17 protein-coding genes are annotated in these 17,824 nt (G+C 65.3%); 3 read left to right on the top strand and 14 right to left on the bottom strand.

Going from position 1 to position 17,824, the window contains the following annotated elements; translation table 11 throughout:
- Positions 1 to 9: 9 nt before the first annotated feature.
- The 5 genes from HL666_RS17160 to HL666_RS17140 all read right to left on the bottom strand — a co-directional run bounded on the left by HL666_RS17160 (position 10) and on the right by HL666_RS17140 (position 6,026).
- Positions 10 to 999 (bottom strand): threonine ammonia-lyase, encoded by a 990-nt coding sequence (locus HL666_RS17160; RefSeq protein WP_172182596.1) that lies wholly within the window; start codon positions 997 to 999, stop codon positions 10 to 12.
- Positions 1,000 to 1,056: 57 nt separating this feature from the next.
- Entirely contained in the window at positions 1,057 to 1,869 is an 813-nt protein-coding gene (locus HL666_RS17155) for a UDP-2,3-diacylglucosamine diphosphatase (RefSeq protein ID WP_172115044.1), read from the bottom strand.
- Positions 1,870 to 2,061: 192 nt separating this feature from the next.
- Positions 2,062 to 3,480 (bottom strand): pyruvate kinase, encoded by a 1,419-nt coding sequence (gene pyk, locus HL666_RS17150; RefSeq protein ID WP_172182594.1) that lies wholly within the window; start codon positions 3,478 to 3,480, stop codon positions 2,062 to 2,064.
- Between the two features lie 155 nt (positions 3,481 to 3,635).
- Entirely contained in the window at positions 3,636 to 4,709 is a 1,074-nt protein-coding gene (locus HL666_RS17145) for a tartrate dehydrogenase (RefSeq protein ID WP_172133050.1), read from the bottom strand.
- A 21-nt stretch (positions 4,710 to 4,730) separates the two neighbouring features.
- Positions 4,731 to 6,026 (bottom strand): MFS transporter, encoded by a 1,296-nt coding sequence (locus HL666_RS17140; RefSeq protein ID WP_172182592.1) that lies wholly within the window; start codon positions 6,024 to 6,026, stop codon positions 4,731 to 4,733.
- Positions 6,027 to 6,152: 126 nt separating this feature from the next.
- Between HL666_RS17140 and HL666_RS17135 the strand changes: the two genes are divergently transcribed.
- A complete protein-coding gene (locus HL666_RS17135; protein ID WP_172115036.1) occupies positions 6,153 to 7,070 on the top strand; it encodes a LysR family transcriptional regulator in 918 nt (305 codons plus the stop codon).
- Positions 7,071 to 7,091: 21 nt separating this feature from the next.
- Here the strand turns inward: HL666_RS17135 and glgX are convergent, their stop codons facing one another.
- From glgX to HL666_RS17110, 5 genes are all read right to left on the bottom strand, one after another.
- On the bottom strand, positions 7,092 to 9,326 hold the full coding sequence (glgX, locus tag HL666_RS17130) for a glycogen debranching protein GlgX (RefSeq protein WP_172115034.1): 2,235 nt from the start codon (positions 9,324 to 9,326) through the stop codon (positions 7,092 to 7,094).
- Between the two features lie 65 nt (positions 9,327 to 9,391).
- Positions 9,392 to 9,664: a DUF3606 domain-containing protein gene (locus HL666_RS17125; protein ID WP_172115032.1), complete on the bottom strand. Its 273-nt coding sequence runs from the start codon at positions 9,662 to 9,664 to the stop codon at positions 9,392 to 9,394.
- Between the two features lie 901 nt (positions 9,665 to 10,565).
- Positions 10,566 to 11,387 carry a hypothetical protein gene (locus HL666_RS17120; protein WP_172182590.1) on the bottom strand — a complete coding sequence of 274 codons (822 nt, stop codon included), beginning with the start codon at positions 11,385 to 11,387 and terminating at the stop codon, positions 10,566 to 10,568.
- A 425-nt stretch (positions 11,388 to 11,812) separates the two neighbouring features.
- Positions 11,813 to 12,043 (bottom strand): DUF3551 domain-containing protein, encoded by a 231-nt coding sequence (locus HL666_RS17115; RefSeq protein ID WP_246739946.1) that lies wholly within the window; start codon positions 12,041 to 12,043, stop codon positions 11,813 to 11,815.
- 375 nt (positions 12,044 to 12,418) lie between these two features.
- Complete coding sequence (locus HL666_RS17110) at positions 12,419 to 13,213, bottom strand: helix-turn-helix transcriptional regulator (protein WP_172133048.1); 795 nt, start codon at positions 13,211 to 13,213, stop codon at positions 12,419 to 12,421.
- A 92-nt stretch (positions 13,214 to 13,305) separates the two neighbouring features.
- On the opposite strand from HL666_RS17110, the gene HL666_RS17105 reads away from it, so the two are divergent.
- On the top strand, positions 13,306 to 13,869 hold the full coding sequence (locus HL666_RS17105) for a peroxiredoxin-like family protein (protein ID WP_172133047.1): 564 nt from the start codon (positions 13,306 to 13,308) through the stop codon (positions 13,867 to 13,869).
- A gap of 301 nt (positions 13,870 to 14,170) precedes the next feature.
- On the opposite strand, the gene HL666_RS17100 is transcribed toward HL666_RS17105, so the two are convergent.
- The 4 genes from HL666_RS17100 to HL666_RS17085 form a co-directional block, all read right to left on the bottom strand.
- Positions 14,171 to 14,719, bottom strand: coding sequence for a cytochrome b (locus HL666_RS17100; RefSeq protein WP_172112798.1), 549 nt, complete (start codon positions 14,717 to 14,719; stop codon positions 14,171 to 14,173).
- Between the two features lie 108 nt (positions 14,720 to 14,827).
- Positions 14,828 to 16,270: a sensor histidine kinase gene (locus HL666_RS17095; protein ID WP_172112797.1), complete on the bottom strand. Its 1,443-nt coding sequence runs from the start codon at positions 16,268 to 16,270 to the stop codon at positions 14,828 to 14,830.
- Positions 16,267 to 16,932, bottom strand: a complete 666-nt coding sequence (locus HL666_RS17090; RefSeq protein ID WP_172112796.1) for a response regulator transcription factor — start codon at positions 16,930 to 16,932, stop codon at positions 16,267 to 16,269. The genes HL666_RS17095 and HL666_RS17090 overlap by 4 nt, the downstream gene beginning before the upstream one ends.
- A 9-nt stretch (positions 16,933 to 16,941) precedes the next feature.
- Positions 16,942 to 17,247 carry a PepSY domain-containing protein gene (locus HL666_RS17085; protein ID WP_172112795.1) on the bottom strand — a complete coding sequence of 102 codons (306 nt, stop codon included), beginning with the start codon at positions 17,245 to 17,247 and terminating at the stop codon, positions 16,942 to 16,944.
- A gap of 328 nt (positions 17,248 to 17,575) precedes the next feature.
- Between HL666_RS17085 and HL666_RS17080 the strand changes: the two genes are divergently transcribed.
- The gene (locus tag HL666_RS17080; RefSeq protein ID WP_172112794.1) at positions 17,576 to 17,821 is read left to right on the top strand and encodes a hypothetical protein; all 246 of its coding nucleotides are present in this window, start codon (positions 17,576 to 17,578) and stop codon (positions 17,819 to 17,821) included.
- Positions 17,822 to 17,824: the final 3 nt, after the last annotated feature.

The following is a 17,824-nucleotide window of genomic DNA, read 5'->3' as shown; positions in this document are numbered from 1 at the left end:
TAGGGAACGTCAGGCTATCAGCCTGGCAAACAGTTCGGCATCCACGTTGCCGCCGGAGAGAACGATCACGACCGTCTTGCCGGTCACGTCGAGGCGGCCCGCCAGCAGGGCCGCCAGACCGACAGATCCACCCGGCTCGACGACGAGCTTCAACTCCCGGAAGGCGAAGCCGACCGCGCGACCCACCTCTTCATCCGAGGCCTCCACCGCCGCCGACAACAGCCGGCTGTTGATGGCGAAGGTGATCTCTCCAGGGATCGCAGCCATCAGGGCATCGCAGATGGTGCGGCCCTTGGCGTCATGGGCCTCGCGGTGGCCGGCCCGCAGCGAGCGGGCATGGTCGTCGAAGCCCTTGGGCTCGGCGACCACCATCTGCGTCTCCGGAAAGCGCGCCTTGACCGCCGTCGAGACGCCCGCGAGCAACCCGCCGCCTGACGCCGGCACGATCACGAGATCCGGCGTGAGGCCAAGGCCCGAGAGATCCTCGGCGATCTCGCGGCCGACCGTGCCCTGCCCCGCGATCACGTAGGGATCATCGTAGGGCGGCACCACCGTCGAACCGCGCTTGCCGGCGATGTCGCGCGCAATCGCCTCGCGGTCCTCGCGGTCGCGATCGTAGAGCACGACATCGGCCCCAAACGCCTTGGTCCGCTCGCGCTTGGCGGCCGGCGCGTCGGAGGGCATCACGATGGTGGCGTCCATGCCCAGCAGCGTCGCGGCGTGGGCGACGCCCTGCGCGTGATTGCCCGACGAGAACGCAACGACACCCTTGCCGCGGTCATTCGGCGGGATCGACGCCAGCTTGTTGTAGGCGCCGCGGAACTTGAATGAGCCGGTCCGCTGCAGCACTTCCGGCTTCACGAACACATTGGCGTTCAAGCGCTCGCTGAGCACGGGGGCCGGCAGGAGCGGCGTCCGCACCGCAACCGGCGCGAGGACGTGGGCCGCGGCCTCGATGTCGGCGACGGTGACGGGCAGGATCGGGGCATGAGCTGTCATGCGCCTATTTTACCGCGCTCGATTGCCGAGAGGCAAGGGAGCCGGCGTCGACCAGCGTCAGGCGGCGCGGGCTGCGAGTTGCGGAACCGGCGCAGGTTGTCGCTGCGGATCAGTCCAGGTCAGGATCTCGAACCGGCCATCCTCGTGCTCGACGAGGGCCGTGCAACTCTCGACCCAGTCGCCGCAGTTCATGTAGCGAATGCCATCCTGGTCGCGGATAACGGCGCAATGGATGTGGCCGCAGATCACGCCGTCAGCGCCATGCCGGCGTGCCTCGGAGGCCAGCGCCGTCTCGAACGCGCCGATATAATTGACGGCGTTCTTGACCTTCTGCTTGGCCCATTGCGACAGCGACCAATAGGGCACGCCGAACATCCGGCGGAAGAAGTTGACCAAGCGGTTCATCTGGATCGCGAAGTCGTACGCCTTGTCGCCGAGATGGGCGAGCCAGCGCGCGTTCTGCACCACCAGATCGAAGATGTCGCCGTGGATGACCAGATAGCGTTTGCCGTCGGTGCCGGTGTGGACGATGTTCTCGACGACGTCGATGCCGCCGAAATGCGTGCCGTAATAGCCGCGCAGGAACTCGTCGTGATTGCCCGGTACGTAGACGATCTTGGCGCCCTTGCGCGCCTTGCGCAGCATCTTCTGCACGAGATCGTTGTGCGACTGCGGCCAGTGCCAGCTCGATTTCAGCGCCCAGCCGTCGATGATGTCACCGACCAGATAGATCGTATCGGCATCATGGTGGCGCAGGAAGTCAACGAGGAGATTGGCCTGCGAGCCGCGGGCTCCGAGATGTACGTCGGAGATGAACAACGTCCGAAAGCGCTTCGTCGGGCTTTCTTCACCAGCAGTCTCGAGTCCCATGCGCGCCCACCTAACAGTCCCTGATGACACGGCGATGACGAGCGGCCGCACCGGCAGAACCCATCCTGCCGGACCGCGACGGACACCATTCGCATCACGACTCGCGATGTCCTCGTCACGTTCCCGCGATACCAGCGCGGTGCGACAATCAGGCGACAAGCGGGCGGCGCAGACAGGGAATTCGGTTGCCTCCTATCTGGGCACGGCGACGACGCGCAGATTGTTGGTGGTGCCGGCCTGGGCGAACGGAATGCCGGCGACGACGACCAGCAGGTCGCCCTTGTCGGCGAACTCCTCCTGGACCGCGAAGAACGTCGCCCGCTCGACCATTTCCTCGTAGCTCTGCACGTCCTGCGACAGCACGCTGTGCGCGCCCCACAGCAAACACATCCGTCGCGAGGTGTCCTCGTTCGGCGTGATCGCCAGGATCGGCAAGCTCGGCCGCTTGCGCGCGACGCGCGAGGCCGAGGTGCCGCTCGACGTGTAGGCCACGATCGCCTTGGCGTGGATCGCCGACGCAAGATCGGCCGCCGCGGTCGCCACCGCATGCGGCGGCGTCTGCTCCTCGTCGGGCTGGGTGGCCTGAATGATCGAGCCGTACATCTTGTGCTTCTCGGTGCTCTTGATGATGCTGTCCATCATCGCCACCGCCTCGCGCGGATATTGCCCGCTGGCCGACTCCGCCGACAGCATCACCGCATCGGCCCCGTCATAGATCGCGGTCGCGACGTCCGAGACCTCGGCGCGCGTCGGCGTCGGCGTCGCCACCATGGAATCAAGCATCTGCGTCGCCACGATCACCGGCTTCACCGCGAGACGGCAGGCGCGCACCAGCTCCTTCTGCTTGCCCGGCACGTCCTCGTTCGGAATCTCGACGCCGAGATCGCCACGCGCGACCATGATGGCATCCGACAGCTGGATGATGTCGTCGATCCGTTCCAACGCCGCCGGCTTCTCGATCTTCGACATGATGCCGGCGCGGCCGTTGATCAGCCCCCTCGCCTCGATCACGTCGGACGGCTTCTGCACGAAGGACAGCGCCACCCAGTCGACGCCGAGATCGAGGCCGAAAGCGAGATCGGAGCGATCCTTCGCCGTCAGCGGCGACAGTTCGAGAATCGTGCCTGGAAGATTGACGCCCTTGTGATTGGAGATCGCGCCGCTCACGATCACCTTGGCTTCGATCCAGTCGTCGCCGAGACCGGTGACGCGCACCCGCACGCGGCCGTCATCGATCAGGAGATCGTGACCGGGCGCGACCGCTGCAAAGATCTCGGGATGCGGCAGCGGGATCGAATCCTTGTCGCCCTCGGTGCCATTCAACACGAAGCGGATCGTCTCACCCGTGTCGACCTGGATCTTCTTGTCGCGCAAGGTGCCCACGCGAATCTTCGGCCCCTGCAGATCCATCAGGATGCCGATCGGTCGCTGCACGTCCTTCTCCAGCGCGCGGATCGCGGCATGCACCTTGGCGTGATCGGCCTGCGTGCCGTGGCTGAAATTGAGTCGGAACGTATCGACACCGGCGAGAAACAGCGCCTTCAGCATCTCCGGAGAATTGCTGGCGGGGCCGACGGTCGCGACGATCTTGGCTCGACGGTGACGACGCATGATGTGTCCTTTCTCCCCAGCCCGCGTTTCACGTCTTGATGACACGCATGTGATTGTCATGCGCAGACGCCGTGGAAGCGCTGGTATACGCCCCGCAGCGTCCATTGCAAGTGTGCGGCGGAACACGCCGAAATTGTGCGAGGAAGCAGCACGCGTCAGACGTTGGAGCCGTGGATGGCGTCGATCACCGCGTCCGTCACCTCCTTGGTCGTCGCCTTGCCGCCCACATCCGGCGTCAGTATTCCGGCCGCACACACCTTTTCCACGGCCGCCATTAGTCTGACGGCCGCGTCCTTCTCGCCGAGATGATCGAGCATCTGCGCGCCCGTCCAGAACGTCGCGACGGGATTGGCGATGCCCTTGCCGGTGATGTCGAACGCCGACCCGTGGATCGGCTCGAACATCGACGGGAAGCGCCGCTCCGGATCAATGTTGCCGGTCGGCGCGACGCCGAGGCTGCCGGCGAGCGCGCCAGCGAGATCGGAGAGAATGTCGGCGTGCAGGTTGGTCGCAACGATGGTGTCGAGACTCTTCGGCTGCAGGGTCATGCGCACGGTCATCGCGTCGACCAGCATCTTGTCCCAGGTCACGTCAGGGAACTCGCGCGCGACTTCGGCGGCGATCTCGTCCCACATCACCATGCCGTGGCGCTGCGCGTTCGACTTGGTGACGACGGTGAGGAATTTGCGCGGCCGCGACTGCGCCAGCTTGAACGCATAGCGCATGATTCTGACGACGCCGACGCGGGTGAACACCGCAACCTCCGTCCCGACCTCCTCCGGCAGGCCGCGATGCGCGCGGCCGCCCATGCCGGCATATTCGCCTTCGGAGTTCTCGCGCACGATCACCCAGTCGAGATCGCCGACGCCGACATTGCGCAGCGGCGAGGCGACGCCCGGCAGGATCTTGGTCGGGCGCACATTGGCGTACTGATCGAACCCCTGGCAGATCGGCAGCCGTAGGCCCCACAGCGTGATGTGGTCGGGCACGTCGGGCGCGCCGACCGCGCCGAAATAGATCGCATCGAAGTTCTTCAGCTCGGCGAGACCGTCGGCCGGCATCATCACGCCGTGCTTCTTGTAGTAGTCCGAGCCCCAGTCGAATGTCTTGACGTTGAAGCTGATGTCGCCCGCTCGCTTGGCGAGCGCCTCGAGCACGCGGACGCCGGCGGAGATGACTTCGGGGCCGATTCCGTCGGCGGGAATGGCGGCGATGGAGTGAGTGCGCATGGAATGAGCTCCGTGTGAACGTTAGAACTGCGTGGCCGGCGCGGCCTTCGCGGCTTGTGATCGGGACAGCAACAGCGTCAGCACCGCCGATATCACCAGCAGCCCGGCGACGAAATAGAGGCCGCCATTGAAGCTGCCGGTCTGGTCCTTGATCCAGCCGATCATGGCCGGACCAACGAAGCCGCCGAGATTGCCGATCGAGTTGATGGTGGCGATGCCGGCGGCAGCGGCCGAGCCGGATAGGAACATGGTCGGCATGCTCCACAGCGGCGGCTTCGACGAGGAGATGCCGACATTGACCAAGGTCAGAGCGGCAAGCACCGCGGCGACGCTGGTCGAGAGCCCGGCCAGCCAAAGACCGACGGCGGCAACCACACAGGCCAGCACGACATGCCAGGTGCGCTCGGCCGTGCGGTCGGAATGCCGCGCCCACCAGATCATGACGACGACTGCGATCGTCGGCGGCACCGCGTTGAGAAAGCCGACGGCGAACGACAACAGGCCGAACTGCTTGATGATCTGCGGTGCCCAGACGCCCAGCGTATACAGACCGGCCGAGGTCCCGAAATAGACCAGCGCGAGCGCCAGCACGCGGATGTCGGCGAGCCCACGCCAGACGCTGTGGCTGGCGGTGGCCGCCTTGCTCGCCACCTCGGCATTCATGGTGCGCACCAGCCAGTCGCGCTCGTCGCCGGCGAGCCAGCGCGCCTGCTCCGGGCGATCGGTCATGTAAGCGAGGACGACGAAGCCGAGTAGCACCGCCGGCAGCGCCTCGATCAGGAACAGCCATTGCCAGCCCCTGAAGCCAAGGATCCCGTCCATCTCCAGCAGCGCACCGGAGAGCGGCGATCCGAGCACGGTCGACAGCGGCGCGGCGGCCATGAACAGCGCGGTGACGGCGGCGCGCTGACGCAAGGGAAACCAGTAGGACAGATAGAGGATGATGCCGGGAAAGAAACCGGCCTCCGCCGCACCGAGCAGGAAGCGCAGCACATAGAAGCTCACCGGACCCTGCACGAAGGCCATCGCGCCGGAGACGAGGCCCCAGGTGATCATCACCCGCGCAATCCAGATCCTTGCGCCGAATCTGTCGAGGGCGAGGTTGGAGGGGACCTCGAACAGAAAATAGCCCCAGAAGAAGATGCCGGCGCCGAAGCCATAGGCCGAGGCCGACAGACCGATGTCCTTGTTCATGGTGAGCGCCGCGAAACCGACATTGACGCGATCGATGAAGGCCACGAAGTAGAGCAGCATGATGAAGGGGACGATACGCCACGTGATCTTGCGCAGCACGCGTGTTTCCAGCTCTCCCGCCATCGCCACCTCCCTCATCCGTTTTGGTTGATCGGAGCACCGTAGGCGGTGGTATGGGAGATCTTCAATGCTCGCATCATTATACAAAAAAATCATATAATCCGGCCGTCGCCTCACGGGATCTGCTTCATGGAATTGCACCAGCTCCGCTGCTTCGTCGCCGCTGCCGAGGAGCTGCATTTCGGCAAGGCGGCGCAGCGGCTGCAGATGCTGCCCTCCGCGCTCGGACGGCAGATCAAGCTGCTGGAGGACGATCTCGCGACACCCTTGTTCGCCCGCACCACCCGCGCGGTGGCGCTGACCGAGCATGGCACGGCGCTGTTGCGCGACGCCCGCGTGATCCTGGCCCGCGTGGAGTCTGTGGAGACCAGCTTCCGCCGCCGCGCCCGAGGCACGAAGGCGCAGCGGCTGCGGGTCGGCGCCATCGACAGCGCCGCCGCCGGCCTGCTGCCGCAGCTGCTGCACGATTTTCGCGAGGGACATCCGGAGATCGCGGTGCAGCTCACGGAAGACAAGACGATACGGCTGCTGCCGAAGATTCTCTCCGGTGCGCTCGATCTTGCTTTCATCAGGCCGCCAGAACGCACCGACCCGCGGCTCGAATTCCGCGCCTTGCTCAGCGAGAGCGCCGTGGTGGCGCTGCCGCAGCGGCACCGGCTGGCGGCGCGGGCCTCGGTCTCGCTGGCTGACATCGCCGGCCAGCCGCTGATCGTGCCGGACAGGCGGTCGCGTCCGCACAGCCATGACCTCACCATGAAGCTGTTCGCGCAGGCCGGACTGTCGCCCGACGTGGCGCAGTTCGCCGACGAGAAGCAGACCATCGTGCATCTCGTCGCGGCTCGCCTGGGCATCGCCATCGTACCGCGCTGGACGGCGCGGCTGGCGGTCTCCGGCGTCCGCTTCGTGCCGCTGCGGCTGAAGCGCGGCAGCAGCGCCGGCCGGCTGCCGCTGGCGGCGGCCTGGCTGCGCGGCTCGCGAGATCCGGCGCGCGAGGCCATGCTCGGCGTGCTCGACGCGAGGCTTGCGAGATACGCCCGCGGTGCCTGACCGCAAAATCCGCCGAACATCCTACCCCAGCGGCGCCTCCGCGATGTCGAGCAGGGCACCGAGGCCGTGGCGCAAGCCGCGCATCGGCTGCTGCTCCGAGGACAGGCCGAAGGCGAGCAGCGATCGCCCCGTCACGGCGTAGACGTGGCCGAACGGAAACGACTGCGGCTGCGCGTCCGGCTGATTGGTGTCGAGCAGCGCCAGCCAATTATGGCCTTCGGGCACGGACGGAAGCGTGAAGTTCACGACGTCGAAATGCGCGTTGTAGACCAGCAGGAGCGTCGCATCCGAGCCACGCCGCTTGACGCCGGTCTCCTGGGCGCGGCCGTCGAGCAGCATGCCGAAGCAACGCGCGTGATCGTCGGTCCACTGCTCCGTCGTCATCTCCTCGCCCGACGGGTCGAGCCAGGTGACGTCGTTGACGCCGAGGTCCTCATTGTGCGAGCCGATCAGGAAGCGGCTGCGATAGAGGATCGGAAACGCCTTGCGCATGGCGATCAGCTTGCGCGTGAATTCGCGCAACGCCCGCCCCTGCGGCGTGATGCCCATCCAGTCGAGCCAGGTGGTCTCGTTGTCCTGCGCATAGGCGTTGTTGGTGCCGTTCTGGGTATGGCCGAACTCGTCGCCGGCGAGCAGCATCGGCGTGCCGTGCGACAGCAGCATCGTGGCCAGCAGATTGCGCTTCTGGCGCTCGCGCAACGCCGTGATCTCGGGATCGTCGGTCGGTCCCTCGACGCCGCAATTCCAGGAGTGGTTGTTGCTGTGGCCGTCGCGATTGTCCTCGCCGTTGGCCTCGTTGTGCTTCTCGTTATAGGAGACGAGGTCGTTGAGATTGAAGCCATCATGGGCGGTGATGAAGTTCACGCTGGCCCACGGCCGGCGGCCGCGCTTGTTGAACAGATCACCCGAGCCCGAGATGCGCTTGGCGAAGTCGGCCAGCGTGCCGCCGTCCCCCTTCCAGAACGCACGCGCGGTGTCACGAAACTTGTCGTTCCACTCCGCCCAACCCGGCGGAAACTGGCCGACCTGGTAGCCGCCCGGGCCGATGTCCCAGGGCTCTGCGATCAGCTTGACGCTGTTCAGCACCGGATCCTGACGGCAGGCGTCCAAAAAGCTGCCGCCTTCGTCGAAGCCATAGGGCTCCCGCGCCAGGATGGTGGCGAGGTCGAAGCGAAAGCCGTCGACCCGCATCTCGGTCGCCCAGTAGCGCAGGGAATCGGCGACCAGCTGCAGCACGCGCTGATGCGACAGGTTCACGGTGTTGCCGGTGCCGGTGTCGTTGATGTAGTAGCGCTTCTGGTCGGGCATCAGCCGGTAGTAGCTGGCATTGTCGATGCCCTTCAACGACAGGGTCGGGCCGAGCTCGTTGCCTTCGGCGGTGTGGTTGTAGACCACGTCGAGGATGACCTCGATGCCGTTGGCGTGGAACTGGTTGACCATGGTCTTGAATTCGGTCGCGAACGGCGTCTTCAGATAGCGCGGCTCCGGCGCAAAGAACCCGATGGAATTGTAGCCCCAGTAGTTGCGCAGGCCCTTCTCGACCAGATAGCTGTCGTCGATGAAGGCATGGATCGGCAGCAGCTCCGCCGAGGTAATGCCCAGGGAGCGTAGATAGGCCGGAATGTCCTGATGCGCGAGACCGGCGAAGGTGCCGCGGTCGGCTTCGGGCACCAGCGGATGCAGCCTGGTGAAGCCCTTGACGTGCATCTCGTAGAAGATTGTCCGCTCCCACGGAATTTCCGGCTTGCGCGAGGTGCCCCAGGTGAAGGCGGGGTCGATGACCCGACACTTCAGCATCAAGGGCGCACTGTCGCGATCGTCGAACGACAGGTCCTTGTCGGCGTGATCGAGCTGATAGCCGAACAGCTCCGGCCCCCAGCGCAGGTTGCCGACGAGCTGCTTGGCATAGGGGTCGATCACGAGCTTGTTGGGATTGAACCTGTGACCGGAGTCCGGCTCGTAAGGTCCATGAACGCGATAGCCGTAGACGGTGCCGGGCCGCGCGGCCGGCAGGTAGCCGTGCCAGACCTCGTCGGTGTATTCGGGAAGCTCGATGCGCTCGAGCTCGGTCTCGCCGGTGTCGTCGAACAGGCACAGCTCGACCTTGGTCGCATGCGCGGAAAAGATCGCAAAGTTGACGCCGAGCCCGTCCCAGGTCGCGCCGAGAGGAAACGGACGGCCTTCGCTGATCCTGGTCTTGCGCAGATTGAACGCCGCCTGCGTCAAAGCGTCACCGAGTTCGGTGCGTTGGTCCATCCTTTGCCCCCTTCGTCCAATTCCCCAGATCGATTGTCGGGGGTCTGCATGATCAGCGTCGATTGCTAGGTTGCCGCTGGCGTCTCGTCCGGCACGATGACTTCCGCCTTGGTCTCGATCACCGTCACCGAGGCGATCACGGCTCCCTCCGGTGCTGCCTTCGCGGCCCGCTGCTGCGCGACTTCCTTGGTGATGGCTGCGATGGAGTTGCCAATGCGTTCGACGATCTCGGTCAATTCCCCGGGCGACATCTTCAGCCGCCTGGTCACCACGCGGACCTGGGCCTGATCGGTCATGTCGAGCTTGTTGCGGGACGGCTGAATCTTCGGACGGCGCATCGGGAGTCCTCCTGCATGCCAGCTAACCTTGGCTGCGGAATTTGGTTCCCGCGACGGGCTCCCTCCCCCTGGGCATCGCCATGAAGACGTGCGTCACTGCTCCCGCGGCGCCACGCGCCCGAGTGATGTCATCGGTGTTGCCCCCTGATCGGGCAGAGGGCGCAGGGAATGCCGGGAGCTGGCCGCCCCCATGGCCCGCCTGCAGAAAAAAAGCAGGCGGCAGTCACCACAGGTTCAGCCGAGACATCCCGGCATTCCCCGCGCGATGGTTTTCACGCTTACTTCGCGATCTCCCCGGTGTCCGGCTTGGTAGCCACCGTCGCCCTCGGGATCATCGCCCGACGACTTGGCGCCAGCATCGGGGCGCCAGGACCACGCGACTTCACGTCCGCAAGCTGCCGTTCGTCCGCGCGGGTCGCCCCACGCTGCGGCATCCTGCAGCCACCGCATCCCGCGCCCAACGTTCCGTGACGATCGCGAAGCGCCCCTCTCGAGGAGCACGGGATGGCGACGGTCTAGCACATTTTCTGGAAACACGAAATAGAAATCTTCAGTCGACGACAGGCGCCTTGTCGCACGCGTTCGACGGGGTAGCCGGTCGGACTGCCCTTGCACCGGCCAGCCGAACGAAAGGCGGGAGCCCGCGACCGGAGTTGACCCGAGCACTCCGACTTGTGCGGTGCTTCAAGGGTTTTGGATGCAGGACGTCAGCACCAATACGAGCGACAAAGCCACGTCCGCTTTTGGGCCCGAAGCGGCCATGGTGCGGAAAGCAGGACTTCCAGCCCCAACATCCCAGCCCCTGTCAAAGGACAGGACCTATAAGGTCCCTTTGACAGGGGCCGGCTATGCATCGAGGCGATCACTGCATTGCGTCGCGCTGCCGAAAGAAAGTCCCGACTCAGCGTCCTCCAGCGTTGAGATCAATCGTGTCGCGTGTGCCGTTCTCAAGAGTCACAGTTGCGACGCCGCCTGAGACACTGTCGACCGCGACGATAGGCCCAACGGATGACACCCGGCGGATTTGTACAGCCTTGCCAGCGCGGAAACTCACCGCGGCTAGCTCGCGACGATCAAGCGACGGCAGCACGACATCCGGCGTCCCATCCCGATCAATGTCATGGAGTCGCGCGAGATCGAGATTGCGGGTGCCAAGGATATGGTTGGTAAAACCATCAATACGCGCGATCTCGACCAGGCTGCCGGATGCGAGCCGGTAGAGCCGCATCGAGCCCTCAAGATGCGGCGTCAACACCGCAGCGATGGTCATCTCGCCGGTCCCCGTGAAATTCCCGACGCCGACCAGATTGAGCCAACGGTGGCCAGCACCAATCGCCGGGCTTTCCGCCAAGGGCTCTATGCCGTTGCGAAGTGTAAAGACCGCAATGGCCGCACCGCGGCGCACGTATGATTTCACTATGACTGCTTCGGGAACACCGTCGCCGTCGAGATCGGCGAACCGCACGCGTCGATCTTCGAACACGGCATCCTTCGGTAGGCGATAGGTGAACCGCCGGCCATCGCGTTCGACCACAAAGCCGCCTGCCTCGATGGCGTCTCCGAGCACGCCGTGGTCGTAACGAGTCGTGGGATCGATGAGATAGGCGGTGAATTCGCCAACACGCGTCACCTCGGTATCAGGGAGGCGTTGCGCGCCGGTCGCGCACGCCAGCGGAAGCCCCGCGAAAATCAAGAAGGCCGGTATTGTACGACGCACAAGCATCAGCGTTTCCTCAAAATCCAGCCAGAAATGTCGAAGCCCGCTCGCTCGGAACGTCGCGGATGTTGTCTTGCAAGACGACACAGCAAGATCGGCGACTCTCGAATGCAGTCGTGAGTTTGGTGAGCCAGTATTGAGCGACGGGTTGGCATGATCTTCTCCCAAATTGACCCAAAAATACGTCTGACTGAGTGCAGATGTTACGGGCCTGTTCGCATTCCTTCGCAACAAATTGAGAAAATACCGATAGCTACCCGATCGCACGGCGGCCGAACCAACCGTCAATGCTTTGCGATTTGGTCATTCGCCGACTGCCACTCAAGCGAGCGCGCACGACGCCAGCTATCGGCCCATCCCGGACCTTCTGGTCGGCGCCGACGATGGCCGCTTCGTCGAAGATTGGAATCTTGTCAGGCCGCAATCGGCGCCTAGCGGGGAGGCCGGCGGCGGCTTGGCTCAGACGGGCGTTGCACATATGGGTTCGGCAAGCACATGGCCGACAGGCTCGCAGCCCCCGCTCTGCACGCCTCCCACGACCTGTACTGGCACGCGATCGTGCTGGACCCGCCCCACTCCCACGTCTGGAGGCACACCGGATCATTGCCACCAAACCGTTGAGCGGCGGCTGGAGCGGTTGCAAGCAAAGTGATGGAAGTCATGAGGAGAAACGCGCGCATCATCACTCATCATGACATGAGACTGAGCCGTCCGAAAGGGTCTGCCGGCGCGGCGACGTCCTCGCGGGCTTGATCTGCAGGCGCGGCGGGTTTCGGTGTCCGCGTCGTCAGGTGATCATCTCTTGCTCCGGTGCATATAAGCCCGCCGATGGCCTGCAGCTGATCGGACGCCTCCGCCAGCCAGCCTTCCTCGACAGCTGGAGAGCAGCTTTTGACCGGTTGCGGACAAATGGGCCCATCTGATTGACGTTCCCGGAGGCGCCAGATGGACGCCGCGCTAAATCCTCTGCAAATGACTTAGTTTGCGGGTCGGCCCATTGAACAGCCTGATCCTCATACTCTCCTGGCCGTGACCCGTCAGGTGTCGGCAGCAACATTCCGAGATGAAGAACCAGGGTGACGCAAAGAAATCGGTGAATGGCCGAATGCCAACGCGTAGGCGCGTGAGAACGCTGCTGCGCTGCCAAAACCCACGCGTCGGGCGACCGATTTGATGCGCTCGCCGCGCTGAAGCTCACGCTGGGCAAGAGTCAGTCGCCATGCCTTCAGATAGGCCGCCGGTGTAGTGCCAGTCACTTTGGGAAACAGCGTCATAAATCGGCTTCGCGAGAGTCCGCTAATGCTGGCAAGTTCCTCGATATGCCACTGGCGAGAAGGTTGATCGTGCATGGCGACGAGGGACTTATGGATCGCTGGATGGGATAGGCCGGCAAGAAGTCCCGGTTGCGTCGAGCCGATATCGATTGCCGCCCGGAGGACAAGCAGGATGATCACCTCGCACAGGCGGTCGAGAGCGACTTGCCTGCCGCACCGCATGTCTGAGGCCTCGGCCACAAAGGCTGCAGTCAGAGCCTGCAAAATCGGAGACTCGCTGAGGGGGATCACGATCCGCTCGGGCATCGCATTCATGAGCGGGTTTGTGACACCCCCGAACCGAACTGCGGCCGCAGCGAGGATCTCGCCGCGGTGATCGGGCATTGCATCGCGATGGGGGCAGAAGGTGACGCTCCTTGCACAGCCGCCTTCTCCCAGAATGACGAGGTTTGCAACCGCATCTCGCTCGTCTTGGGCCACGACCGTCACTGACAGTTCAAAGGCATCAAAGAAGGCGCAAAGCCGGTCGAGCTTGCCGACGGCAGGACTCTCAGTCATGTTTTTTGAACTATTCATGCCCGAGAGTGTGACATGAGGGAGGTGCCGTCGCAACTCTTCTGTGTTGCCCAAGTTCGTGAAAAGGAATCTCGATGCTTACACCCCGTCAGAAGGCACCGGCCCTTGCGTTGAGAACGCTCGATCATGGCCGTTTCGATTTGGCCACGGAAAGCCCCGAGCGCATGACGCTCATCTGCTTCTATCGCGGCTTGCATTGCCCGATCTGTGCCAACTACTTGAAGGAATTGGACCGCCTGACGCCGGAATTTGCCGTGCGCGGCGTAACGACTGTTGCCATCAGCTCCGACGGGGAGGAGCGGGCGCGCCAGATGGCCGACAAGATCCAGGCCAAAAATCTGCGTGTGGCATATGGGCTGGGATTGAGCGATGCCCGCAGTTGGGGGCTCTATATCTCGAGCTCTCGCGGCAAGACCTCGATCGGCATCGAGGAACCTGCTTTGTTCTCTGAACCCGGCGTGTTTCTGATCAGCGCGGATCAAACGGTCTACTATCTCTCCGTGCAGTCCATGCCGTTTGTTCGTCCCAGCTTCGCTGAAATGGTCCAGGCGTTGGATTTCGTGATCAAGAACAACTACCCAGCCAGAGGCGAGTATGCGGGCGCGATACCAGACGTGGGCGCGCCTACATCCGAGTAGAGTGCTGGTGCACCGCAAGCCGAACGATCACAGGTATCGATGATCCTTTCGCGCCCTGCATAGATGCCCCAAAGCCGCCGCTGCCGCGGAGATCGCCGCGGCCTCATCGACCTCGCGGCCGCGCAGGTGCTCGGCGGCGTAGCGCTCGGCGTCGGAGCGGTCAGCCCATCCGCCGTGCCACGACGTTGCGGACGATCTCCGACGCGGTGAAGGGCTCTTCGTCGTGCGGCGTTGCCGGCACGGCGGCCTCCGACGGCGTGATCGACGGAGGCCTTCCAGCAGGCCGGGATGACGGCAGCGATCACCGCAGCCCCGGCACCATGCGCTTCAAGGTCCGGTCGTGCAGCCAGTAGTGATGCAGCAGCGCGGCGCCGGCATGTAGGGCGATCAGGATCATAAGGCCGTTGGCCAGCGCCTCGTGCATCTCCTTCATGTCGTGGGCGAAGCCGCGGTCGCCGACCCAGGGCGAGGCGATCTCGAACAGGCCGAACACCGGCAAGCCGTAGCCGCGGGCGAACTGGGTGAGGATGCCGAGGACCGGAATGGCGAACATGATGCCGTAGATCAGCAGATGCACGATCTCGCCGGCATGAACGGTCCATGATCCGAACTTCGTCGCCTCGGGGACCGGGGGCGGATCGGCGAGGCGCCAGGCCAAGCGGGCCAGCGCGAAGCCGAGCATCGACAGCCCGAGCGAAGCATGCATCATCAGGCCCATGTCGTGGGCGTTGCGCGGCAGCATGTCGCCGAGATGGCCCGAGATCCAGGCCGCGGGCACCAGCACGGCGACGATCCAGTGCAGGCCGATTGCGATCGAGCCATAGGTTTTGGCGGAGTTTCGAATACGCATGAGACAGCATCCTTCGGACGTGGGGCCCTCGCGGCCGATGGTCCGGCGGAGGGCGGCATGGCCAAAGCGAATAGCTGATCCCGGGCGTCGCGCTGCTGACGTCGACCGTCAGCCCGCTGTCAGGATGGAACGCGTCTCCCTGGCGTCGCGCGCCGGCGATCGCCGACCTTCCGCCACCATCGCCGGGGCCTGCGCCAAGGCCGGCGCCATCGCCGGTGCGATCGTGATCTTCGCCCCGCCGAGCTCGGAGCTGCCGATCTGCAGCCGCCAGCGGTAGGCCTCGAGCACGTCCTGCACGATTGCGAGACCCAGGCCGCTGCCCGGCCCCTGCTCGTCCAGGCGGCCGCCGCGCTCGAGCACGCGGCCGATCTGCGCTGCCGGAATGCCCGGACCGTCATCCTCGACCACCATGCTGAGAGGGGTCGCGCGCGCGACGATGCGCACCGTGCTGGCCGCATGGCGCGCGGCATTCTCCAGGAGATTGCCGAGCACCTCGGCAAGATCGGTGCGGTCCATGGCGACCCGCAAGCCCGCGGGCACCTCGCCGTCGAAGCTGACATGCGCCGCGGCCGGCGTGCGGCCGAGCGTGCCGAGCAGCGCCTCCACCAGCGGCGCCAGCTCGGTGGCGGCCTCCGGCGCGCCGCGCACCTTGCCGCGCAGCCGCGCCAGAGCCAGCTCGCGATCGACCTGCCGGCTCATGGCCTCGGCGACGTCCTCGACATTGCGCGCCAGCTCCAACTGGCCAAGCTCCTTGAGCCGCGCGGCGTCGGCGGTGAGTGCGGCGAGCGGCGTCTTGAAGCCGTGCGCGAGATCGGCCGCGCGGCTGCGCGAGCGCAGGATCTCGCGGCTCTGCGCGTCCAGCAGCGCGTTGACCTCCTCGACCAGCGGGGCCACCTCGGTCGGCACTTCGACGGGGAGGTGCTGACGCTTGCCGCCACGGATCTCGGCAACACCCCGGCGCAGCACCGCCAGCGGACGGAGGCCGAGATTGACCTGAACGGTCGTACCGACCGCGAGGATGGTTGCAAGCACGGCAAGCGCGATCGACAGATCCTTGGCGAAGGCGCGCACCGCGCTGGTGGCACCGTCGAGATCATAGGCGACGGCGGCCCGCACGCGGATCTGGCTGCCCGGATTCATCACGACGCCGCGCTCGGCAACCAGCACGCGGACGCCATCGGGACCGGCAAGCTCATGCTGATGCACATCGCTGGGTCCGGGCTCGTCGATCGGAAGCGGCAGGATCGTGTCCCACAACGATCGCGAGCGGAGCAGCTGACCGTGATCGTCCGAGATCTGCCAGTACAGGCCCGACAGGGGCACGACGAAGCGGGGATCGGCCGGCGATCGCGACACGACGATGCGCCCCTCGGGATCCACCTCGAGGCCGTTCAGCAATTGCCGCAGATGCACGTCGAGATCGGCGGCGAGCGTGCGCGCGACATGCCGCTCGAACAGCACGACCATGCCGAAGCCGGCGACGCCGAGCGCGACCAGCAGCGCGATGGTGCCCGCTGCTACCAGCCGCAGCCGCAGCGAGCCCAGCCTCATTCGACCGTCTCCGCAATCATGTAGCCGAAGCCGCGGCGGGTCTCGATGATGTCGGCGCCGAGCTTCTTGCGCACGCGCCGGATCAGCACCTCGAGCGCATTGGAATCGTGATCGTGGCCGAGGCCGTAGACGTTCTCCTCCAGCTCATGCTGCGGCACCACGCGGCCGCTCTGCCGCAACAGATAGGCGATCAGCCGGTATTCGAGCTGCGACAGCGCCACCGGCACGCCGGACAGGCTGACCTTCATCTGCCGCTCGTCGAGCGTCAGGTCGCCCGACGAGAGCACCGGGGCGGCATGGCCGGCGGAGCGTCTGACGATCGCGCGCAGCCGCGCCAGCAGCTCCTCGTTGCGAAACGGCTTCGGCAGATAGTCGTCAGCACCGGCGTCGATGCCGTCGACCCGCTCGGCCCAGCTCGCGCGCGCCGTCAGGATCAGCACCGGCATGTGGCGCCCCGCACTGCGCCAGCGCTTGAGCACCGACAGGCCGTCCATGCCGGGCAGGCCGAGGTCGAGGATCACGGCGCCATAATCCTCGGTGTCGCCGAGAAACCAGGCCTGCTCGCCATCGTCGGAGCTCTCGACCAGATACCCGGCCGCCAGCAGCGTCCGCGACAGGTCGGACGACAGCCGCGGATCGTCCTCGACCAGCAGCACACGCATCTACTCATCCTACTTTTCGTCGATCCGCTCGATCTCTCCGCTGCGCGCATCGACATAGACTTCGAGCACACGGCCGTCGCGCCCGATCACCCGAAACTCATAGCGCCAGCGGCCGCGCTGACGCTCGATGTCGATCCCCGTTACATCCCCCGCGATCCGGCCGCGCAACCTCGGCAGGATCTGCGACAGCGGCAGCACGTCGCCCGCCTCCACGGCGTGGCGTACGGCATCGCGGCGCTCGCGATCGTCCTCGCGCGCATCGGTCGCCGCCGACGCCGCCGTCGAGATCAGCATCGCCAATGACGTGACGCGCATGAACCGTCCTATTTGAGGCAAATGCATGATCTTCCCTGGACCTGGCGCTCTGATTGTCGAAGCTGGCGTTCATTCGTCGCGCCGGTTTCGGATTGCGGGGCATTCGCAAATGCTAGGAAACCGCTGAGGGTTTTAGTTTGAACTTCCGGTGTCGGAATTGCGCTCGGACCGAATGCGGGGGTGGAGACTCGCATATCGCCGCATCCTGCCCGAGCCAAGCTGACAATTCGCTGACGCCGCGCGACGGGATGCCGTCAGCACGGTTGCGACATGCTCTCATGCAGGCGCCGCGCGAGCAGGCCGGCGCAAGCGACTTCGGAGTGTAGGCATGCGTAGAACGGTGATGCTGGCAACCTTGCTGGCGGGGCTCGGTGGCATTCTCGCGGTGGCGCAGGCGAGCCGGGAGACGGCGCCGGAGCTGGTGCCGTTGGCCCGCATCCATGACGGGGCCGCAACGCATCCGATGCAGTTTGCGGCGCTGGCCGAGCGCGCCGATGGCCGGCTCCTGAGCTACGAGCCGTCCCGCCGGGAGCGCGAAGGCGACGACGACGAGCAGGACGAGCCGCGGCGGTGATGC

The organism is Bradyrhizobium aeschynomenes, assembly GCF_013178945.1.
Lineage (GTDB): Bacteria > Pseudomonadota > Alphaproteobacteria > Rhizobiales > Xanthobacteraceae > Bradyrhizobium > Bradyrhizobium aeschynomenes.
This window is presented reverse-complemented; position numbering and strand designations above follow the sequence as displayed.

Coding starts and splice junctions, on each gene's coding strand:
- HL666_RS17135 (WP_172115036.1), top strand. CDS start 6,153: ATGGAATTGCACCAGCTCCGCTGCTTCGTCGCCGCTGCCGAGGAGCTG.
- HL666_RS17095 (WP_172112797.1), bottom strand. CDS start 16,270: ATGAGGCTGGGCTCGCTGCGGCTGCGGCTGGTAGCAGCGGGCACCATC.
- HL666_RS17155 (WP_172115044.1), bottom strand. CDS start 1,869: ATGGGACTCGAGACTGCTGGTGAAGAAAGCCCGACGAAGCGCTTTCGG.
- HL666_RS17110 (WP_172133048.1), bottom strand. CDS start 13,213: ATGACTGAGAGTCCTGCCGTCGGCAAGCTCGACCGGCTTTGCGCCTTC.
- HL666_RS17125 (WP_172115032.1), bottom strand. CDS start 9,664: ATGCGCCGTCCGAAGATTCAGCCGTCCCGCAACAAGCTCGACATGACC.
- HL666_RS17120 (WP_172182590.1), bottom strand. CDS start 11,387: ATGCTTGTGCGTCGTACAATACCGGCCTTCTTGATTTTCGCGGGGCTT.
- HL666_RS17145 (WP_172133050.1), bottom strand. CDS start 4,709: ATGCGCACTCACTCCATCGCCGCCATTCCCGCCGACGGAATCGGCCCC.
- HL666_RS17100 (WP_172112798.1), bottom strand. CDS start 14,719: ATGCGTATTCGAAACTCCGCCAAAACCTATGGCTCGATCGCAATCGGC.
- HL666_RS17160 (WP_172182596.1), bottom strand. CDS start 999: ATGACAGCTCATGCCCCGATCCTGCCCGTCACCGTCGCCGACATCGAG.
- HL666_RS17090 (WP_172112796.1), bottom strand. CDS start 16,932: ATGCGTGTGCTGCTGGTCGAGGACGATCCGCGGCTGTCGTCCGACCTG.
- HL666_RS17080 (WP_172112794.1), top strand. CDS start 17,576: ATGCGTAGAACGGTGATGCTGGCAACCTTGCTGGCGGGGCTCGGTGGC.
- HL666_RS17105 (WP_172133047.1), top strand. CDS start 13,306: ATGCTTACACCCCGTCAGAAGGCACCGGCCCTTGCGTTGAGAACGCTC.
- glgX (WP_172115034.1), bottom strand. CDS start 9,326: ATGGACCAACGCACCGAACTCGGTGACGCTTTGACGCAGGCGGCGTTC.
- HL666_RS17140 (WP_172182592.1), bottom strand. CDS start 6,026: ATGGCGGGAGAGCTGGAAACACGCGTGCTGCGCAAGATCACGTGGCGT.
- HL666_RS17115 (WP_246739946.1), bottom strand. CDS start 12,043: ATGACTTCCATCACTTTGCTTGCAACCGCTCCAGCCGCCGCTCAACGG.
- pyk (WP_172182594.1), bottom strand. CDS start 3,480: ATGCGTCGTCACCGTCGAGCCAAGATCGTCGCGACCGTCGGCCCCGCC.
- HL666_RS17085 (WP_172112795.1), bottom strand. CDS start 17,247: ATGCGCGTCACGTCATTGGCGATGCTGATCTCGACGGCGGCGTCGGCG.